Here is a 7,518-nt window from a genome sequence, read left to right as displayed (position 1 = left end):
AGAAGGTGCTCATGAGAAATCCCCTAAATGTCTTGGTGGGAATTTAGGGGATTTTGGGGGGATTTTGCAAAGGTCTCTTGCAGATTATTTTGACCCGATTCCGAACCTTTTACCAAGGCAGCATACCACCAAAGCAGATAGGGCCGGTTCGGTGACAGCTTCGCCAGTGAGAAGGTAGACGTAACAGGATTTTTGATTGTATAGGGATAGGTGAGCATCATTTTGTGTCACCTATTTCTGATTTGTGTCAGATTATTCTGAATACCACAGCGTGCGTGCGTGGCATAAGTTGCATCCTAAAAATTAAGAAAATATTAATGTATCTAAATGACAGATGTACTAATAGATTTGGATTGTACCAACAGAAACACAAGTCAGGTGGAAGTTGCCAAGCAGGCTTTGTAAATAGATGAAGCATATTCTTTGATACTCGGCCAGCTATGCTTCATTGGCCTGATATGAAATCTCCCGTGTGGAGGAATATTTTTCCAAATTCCTTTTGACCGAGCAAGCAAATGCAGGATTTTTTTTATTTCTTCAGCCTTCATTGAACTTGCTCCATATATCATAGCAGCAGTTAAGGATTCTGATTCTCTTTGTTCAAACTCCACCAACCAAAATAGCATATTATCTATATTGAGTTCGGCAATTAAAACTCTTCTTGGAGTTTTGACTAGGTTGGTTGTTGTTGCAGAAGTATCTAAATAAGACCATTGACTGCTACGATTAGAAGTTAACGGCATATATAGGGTCGGCCATACTTTTGCCGTAACACCTTTATCTTGATAGTTCTCTGATAAATATCGGACAGCGGCCATCATATTTTCAAAGGTAGCAGGCAGAGCTTCGGAACGACTGTGAGAACGTGGCTTTTGAGCGATGTCTGTTTCTTTTCCAACATTAATAGAGATTGAAATGGGAGCAGTTTTAGACTGTCCTGATGTACCGTCGCCGGTTCCCAATGCTGTGGTCGATTCCGATGGCGGCAAAAACAGTAAGTCTGTTTTTCTATAATTACAAAACTCTTTTTCAGGCTTGATGAGTTCTTTATTCCAAAGATCTCCAAAACGTTCTTTTACATAGTCAATAACCATTCTTTTCATATTCTGCACAGGTTCTTCTATGCTATGCAGTTTTTTTGAAGTACCAGATTTTAATCTCTGGTTCCTTAGATAAGGACGTTTATTTGATTCCGGTAGATCAGTTTCTGGAGATGCTTGCCTGCCATCATTGTCTCTAATAACCACTAAATTAGAAAAAGGAAAGGGAGCAGTACAACGCAATAATTCTAAGATTAAGGTACGAACTTTTCCACCGCTCGTAAAACTTAGGCAGCGTGCAGCCCAATCTGTTTTTCCTTGAAACGGGAAATTAGTTTCCGGCATCGGCTGATGATACTTCCCCACTGATTGTTTGACTAACGAACGATGAATTTGGAAAAATCCCTGCTGTGCATTTTTGTCCCTTAAAATCCTACCCAAAACCCATCCCTCATTATCGTAAAGCCATTGTCGTAAATGGATTATGAGAATCTTGGTTTTTGAATCAAAACCGCATCGCTCACCGATGATTTGATCGAAATTAGTTTCATATGACCCCAAAAAAGCAATCTTGGCCAAATTGGTTGAAATGGCGTAATAAAAACGAATAACTTCAGCAACGGGAATAATGATTGAATAGGGATCTCCATCAGATTCAATAGCCAAACATCTTGCAGATAATCCATTTTTGAAACCGCCAATATCAAAGGCAGCTTTATTGATGATATAACCGGTTTGATCTTTATGCGCTGCTTCAATCAAACGTACAGAATCTTCAGCTATGTTAACGTTTGGTAGATTACTAGGCACGATAACTTTGTAATCCAATAACTTACCGTTTTTCCAAAGAGAACCGATAGTAAGTACCGGCAGTTGTCCAACACCAATAGTGCAGCATATTCGCTCTTTATTTAACCAGCCAAAATCAGCAATAGACGTTTTGTCTGTTACTGATACAGGTCTGAGATAAACGTCGATGGTCGGTTCCGTAGGTACGTTATCGTTTTTTCGTACTGCTCCGAACCAATCAATTCTCCAAACTCTTCCGTCGTTGGGAAATTCTTTAATCTGGATCACCGGCATCTTGTTATTCCATGTTAGCACCATTTAGCGATGTATAGCACCAAAGAGCAATGTTTAGTATCATTTATTGTTAGAATTCACAACATTCGCGCAGTGCTTCGGCTGCCTGTTCGTCGGCATGGTAGCTGGAGCGTACCATTGCGCCGCAAGCCGCGTTGGCAAAGCCTTTGGCGTATGCTTCACGTTCAAATTGTTTGAACATATCGGGAGTAACATAGCGCAAAACGGGTAGGTGGCCGTCTGAAGGCTGCAGATATTGGCCGATGGTAATCATTTCGATATTGTGCGCCCTCATGTCGTCCATGATTTCGCGTATTTCATCGTCTGTTTCGCCCAAGCCGACCATGATGCCGGATTTGGTTGGGATGTGCGGCATCATTTCTTTGTAGCGGCGCAAAAGTTCGAGTGAGTGTTTGTAATCCGCGCCCGGCCGTGCCTGTTTGTAGAGGCGGGGGTGTGTTTCAAGGTTGTGGTTCATTACGTCGGGCGGGGTTTGCGCCAAAATTTTTAATGCAATGTCTAGGCGGCCGCGGAAATCAGGTACCAGGATTTCGATTTTGGTGGTGGGGCTGGCTTCTCGGATGGCGGTAATGCAGTCTGCAAAGTGTTGTGCCCCCCCGTCGCGCAGGTCGTCCCGGTCTACCGATGTGATGACGACGTAGCGCAGTTTCATGGCGCGGACGGAGTTGGCTAAGTTTTGCGGTTCTTCGGGATCGAGCGGGTTTGGTCTGCCGTGTCCGACGGCGCAGAAGGGGCAGCGGCGCGTACACATGTCGCCCATAATCATGAAGGTGGCCGTGCCTTTGCTGAAGCATTCGCTGATGTTGGGGCAGGCGGCTTCCTCGCAGACGGTATGCATTTTTTGTTCGCGCAGGATGTCTTTGATTTCGAAAAATTTCTTCGGATTCGGCAGCTTGGCGCGTATCCATTCCGGTTTTTTCAGTTTTTCTTCCAGCGGAACGACTTTGATCGGGATGCGGGCGGTTTTTGATGCGCCGGTGTGTTTGACGCCTTGTCGGTTGTCGAGAGGGTTTGTTTCTGTGGTCATTCGTGTGGTGCTTTCGTTTTCAGACGGCCTTCCAAGTAGCCCGTCAGTTTTTCTGCTACTTCGCCGAAGGACGGAGCAGGGCGGACGTGTTCGGCGATTTGTGTCATTTCCAAACCGGCGTAGCCGCAGGGGTTGATGTGGGTGAAAGGGCTCAGGTCCATGTCGATATTGAGGGCCAGGCCGTGATAAACCGAGCCGTTTTTTATCCGTAGGCCGAGGGAGGCGATTTTTTTGCCTTGCACATATACGCCGGGGCGTTGCGGGTCGGCGTTGGCGGTGATGCCGTAGTCGGACAGGGTATCGATGATGCTGTTTTCCAGCGCGGATACGATGTTGCGGACGGAGGTTTTACGCCGCTTGAAATCTATCATGGTATAGACCACCAGTTGGCCGGGGCCGTGATAGGTGATTTGCCCGCCACGGTCGATTTGGACGACGGGTATGTCGTCGCGTATCAGCAGGTGTTCGGGTTTGCCAGCCAAGCCTTGGGTAAAGACGGGGTTGTGTTCTACCACCCACAGTTCGTCTTCGGTATCGGCGGTGCGCTCGTCGTTGAAGCGTTTCATTTCTTCGAACACGGGTGCGTAATCGCATCGGCCAAGGTGTACAGTTTTCATTATAGTACGACTTTCACCATCGGATGGGCAGTCAGGGAGCGGTAGATGCTGTCGAGATGTTCCTGGCTTTCGACATTTACCGGCATGGTGATGCTTTGATAATTGCCGCTGCTGCTATCGCGTATAGTCATGTGGCCGTGTTCGGCATCAGGGGCGTGCTGTTGCACGGTTTCCAGCACTTTGGCGGGAAAGTCGGGGTGTTTGTCACCCATAATTTTAATCGGAAAGCTGCACGGAAATTCGATGAGGCTTTGTTTTTTTTCAGTCATTTTTGGTTCCTTGCTGGTTTTCAGACGGCCTGTAAGTAATGGAAGGCCGTCTGAAAAATAACGGTGCATATTCTAGCGCAATCGGCGTTTGAAGTCTGCCTTAAATAAGTTTCAGACGGCCTAAAATCAAGCCTTGAAAAAAACTAGGTACAGCCCAATGTCCCGCCCCTAGATTCGTAAAGGAAGCAAAAACTATGGCTAAAACCCAATTCTCCGATGATTACCGTGCACTGGCTTTATTACCGTTGCGCGATGTGGTGGTATACCCCCATATGGTTCTGCCGCTGTTTGTCGGCCGTGCCAAATCGATTGCCGCACTGGAGCAGGCAATGGAAAACGACGAACCGGTTTTTTTGCTCGCGCAAAAAAATCCAAATGATGAAGAGCCTAAAGCCGACAGCCTGCATAAAATGGGGACGGTGGCCAACGTCCTGCAAGTGTTGAAACTTCCTGACGGCACGGTAAAGGTGTTGGCGGAAGGCATCCGCCGCGCCCGTGCGCTGACGGTGGAAAACGCCGGCGATTATTTTTTCGCCCATGTGGAAGAAGTTGAAGAAGTTTCCCGGCCGGATCGAGATATGGAGGCATTGCGCCGCACGTTGTTGAATGAATTTGACCAGTTTGCCAAGCTGAACAAAAAGATTCCGGCGGAAGTGTTGGGCACGATTTCCGGAATTGAGGACAACGGCCGTCTGACCGACACCATTGCTGCCCATTTGCAGTTGAAATTGGAGTCGCGTCAAGTGGTTTTGGATAAGGTCGATGTGGCCGAACGGATGGAATTCCTGCTCGGCCAGCTTGATGCCGAACTCGATATTCTGCAGGTGGAAAAACGTATCCGCGGCCGTGTGAAGCGGCAAATGGAAAAATCCCAGCGCGAGTATTACTTGAATGAGCAGGTGAAAGCCATCCATAAGGAATTGGGCGAGGAAGACGAACGTGCCGAGCTGGACAAGCTGGAAGCCGACATCAAAGCCGCAGGCATGAGCAAAGAAGCTGAAGACAAGGCTTTGTCAGAATTGAAAAAATTGAAAATGATGCCGCCGATGTCGGCGGAATCGACAGTTGTGCGGAACTATATCGATACCCTGTTGGAATTGCCGTGGAAGAAAAAGACCCGCGTGATTAAAGATATTGCCAAGGCCGATTTGGTGCTGAATGCCGACCATTACGGCTTGGAAAAAGTGAAAGAGCGCATCTTGGAATATCTGGCTGTGCAAAAACGCAGCGACAAACTCAAAGGCCCGATTTTGTGTTTGGTCGGCCCTCCGGGTGTCGGTAAAACCTCGCTTGGCCACTCTATTGCCAAAGCGACGGGCAGGAAGTATATTCGCATGGCTTTAGGTGGTGTAAAGGATGAAAGCGAAATCCGCGGACACCGCCGCACCTATATCGGTTCGATGCCGGGCAAAATCATTCAGGGTATGATTAAGGCCGGAGTGAAAAACCCGTTGTTCCTGCTCGATGAAATCGACAAACTCGGCAATGATTTCCGTGGCGATCCTGCCAGCGCGCTGCTAGAAGTCCTCGATCCTGAGCAAAATCATTCGTTTGCCGATCATTTTGTCGAAGTCGATTACGATTTGAGCGATGTGCTTTTTATCGCCACTTCAAACAGCATGAATATCCCGCCGGCCTTGCTCGACCGTATGGAAATCATTCGGTTGTCGGGTTACACAGAAGATGAAAAAATCAGTATCGCCATACAGTATCTGGTTCCCAAGCAGATGGAGAGAAACGGTGTGCGCGAAGGCGAAATACGGATTGAAGAAGATGCCGTGCGCGACATCGTGCGCTATTACACCCGTGAAGCAGGCGTACGGTCTCTGGATAGGGAAATCGCCAAAATTTGCCGCAAAGGTGTAATGGCCGCACAATTGACGGAAGACGCACAAAAAACGAAAACGCGCAAAAGCAAACCAAAGGCCATAGTTGTTAATGCTGAAAATTTGTCTGATTATCTCGGTGTGCGCCATTACGATTTCGGTGTGGCCGAAAGTGAAAACCGGGTCGGACAGGTTACCGGCTTGGCATGGACGGAAGTGGGAGGCGAATTACTGACCATCGAAGCAGTGGCTTTGAAAGGCAAAGGCAATATTGTCCGCACGGGCAAACTGGGCGATGTGATGCAGGAATCGATTACCGCCGCGTGGAGTGTCGTTCGGTCTCGTGCAGACGGATTAGGGCTGGCCGCCGATTTTTATGAAAAACACGACATCCATATCCATGTTCCCGAAGGTGCAACCCCGAAAGACGGCCCCAGCGCGGGCATAGGCATAACTTTGGCCATGGTTTCCGCATTTACCAATATTCCGGTGCGCGCCGATGTGGCCATGACCGGGGAGATTACGCTGCGTGGCGAAGTGCTGCCTATCGGCGGTTTGAAGGAAAAACTGCTGGCGGCTTTGCGCGGCGGTATCAAGCATGTTTTGATACCGCAGGGCAATGTGAAAGATTTGGAAGACATTCCGGCCAATGTGAAGGAGGGTCTGACGATTCATCCGGTGAAATGGATAGATGAAGTTTTGGCGTTGGGTTTGGAATACCAGCCTGAGGCAATTGAAAATGCCGATAACGGGCAGGTTGACAGTTCCAAGTCAAAGTCAAGCGCAAAAGTCCGTAAACACTGAGTCCGGCTGTATTGTGTTGCAAAAGGCACCGGCGGCGGGCAATTTGATTGGAAAAGCCTCCCGTTTATGCCTTTTGCCTTGACATGGCAAATTCAGCCTTGTTATAAAGACGCGCTATAAGCAATCCGTATTCCAAAAGCAGAGTTCATTTTGGAATCTTTTATTTTTTAGACGACAGAAAGGGACTTAACTGTGAACAAGTCTGAATTGATCGAAGCAATGGCTCAAGAAGCCGACATTTCTAAAGCTGCAGCAGCCAAAGCATTAGACGGTATGGTCAACGCCATTACCGAAGCCCTGAAAAAAGGCGATACCGTAACTCTGGTTGGTTTCGGTTCTTTCTACGTGGGCGAGCGTGCGGAGCGTCAAGGCCGCAATCCTAAAACCGGCGAGCCGCTGACTATTGCTGCAGCCAAAACTCCGAAATTCCGTGCCGGAAAATCTTTAAAAGATGCCCTGTAATTTGGTTTGGAAACAATAAAAGGCCGTCTGAAAAAAACGATACCGAGGTTTTAGACGGCCTCTTGGCAACGGAAGGCCGTCTGAAGACAAAGCTTTGCTTGTGAGGCCGGGTTTCCGCACGGGAAAGACAAAGCTACCGTCCTGCCAAGCCAAGCCTTATTCCCGGCGTTCAGACGGCCTCTACACAAATGCAGGCCGTCTGAAAAGAGATATGGTCGGATATCGGTATTGCTGTATGGCAAAAGGCCGTCTGAAAGCGTATTTTCAGACGGCCTGAGACCTTTGCAAAATCCCCCCCAAAATCCCCTAAATTCCCACCAAGACATTTAGGGGATTTCTCATGAGCACCTTCTTCCAGCAAACCGCACA

Annotated in this window: 6 protein-coding genes; 2 read left to right on the top strand and 4 right to left on the bottom strand. The window is 48.0% G+C overall.

All coding sequences use genetic code 11. The features are described from left to right. Window positions 1–374 precede the first annotated feature (374 nt). The 4 genes from ACTHSL_RS11960 to ACTHSL_RS11945 all read right to left on the bottom strand — a co-directional run bounded on the left by ACTHSL_RS11960 (window position 375) and on the right by ACTHSL_RS11945 (window position 4,057). The gene (locus ACTHSL_RS11960) at window positions 375–2,123 is read right to left on the bottom strand and encodes a hypothetical protein (RefSeq protein WP_440381575.1); all 1,749 of its coding nucleotides are present in this window, start codon (window positions 2,121–2,123) and stop codon (window positions 375–377) included. 70 nt (window positions 2,124–2,193) lie between these two features. Beyond that, a complete protein-coding gene (lipA, locus tag ACTHSL_RS11955; protein WP_440381574.1) occupies window positions 2,194–3,171 on the bottom strand; it encodes a lipoyl synthase in 978 nt (325 codons plus the stop codon). Beyond that, entirely contained in the window at window positions 3,168–3,788 is a 621-nt protein-coding gene (gene lipB / locus ACTHSL_RS11950) for a lipoyl(octanoyl) transferase LipB (protein WP_440381573.1), read from the bottom strand. Before lipB ends, lipA begins: the two co-directional genes overlap by 4 nt. After that, window positions 3,788–4,057, bottom strand: coding sequence for an HP0495 family protein (locus ACTHSL_RS11945; RefSeq protein ID WP_440381572.1), 270 nt, complete (start codon window positions 4,055–4,057; stop codon window positions 3,788–3,790). The genes lipB and ACTHSL_RS11945 overlap by 1 nt, the downstream gene beginning before the upstream one ends. Before the next feature lie 194 nt (window positions 4,058–4,251). On the opposite strand from ACTHSL_RS11945, the gene lon reads away from it, so the two are divergent. After that, a complete protein-coding gene (lon, locus tag ACTHSL_RS11940) occupies window positions 4,252–6,687 on the top strand; it encodes an endopeptidase La (protein ID WP_440381571.1) in 2,436 nt (811 codons plus the stop codon). A gap of 192 nt (window positions 6,688–6,879) precedes the next feature. After that, entirely contained in the window at window positions 6,880–7,149 is a 270-nt protein-coding gene (locus ACTHSL_RS11935) for an HU family DNA-binding protein (protein WP_003770633.1), read from the top strand. The last annotated feature ends 369 nt before the right edge of the window (window positions 7,150–7,518 follow it).

The sequence above is a fragment of the Neisseria sp. P0008.S010 genome, assembly GCF_051962715.1.
Classification (GTDB): Bacteria; Pseudomonadota; Gammaproteobacteria; order Burkholderiales; family Neisseriaceae; genus Neisseria; species Neisseria elongata.
Note: the sequence above shows the minus strand (reverse complement) of the source record. Positions and strands in the feature narration are given on the sequence as shown.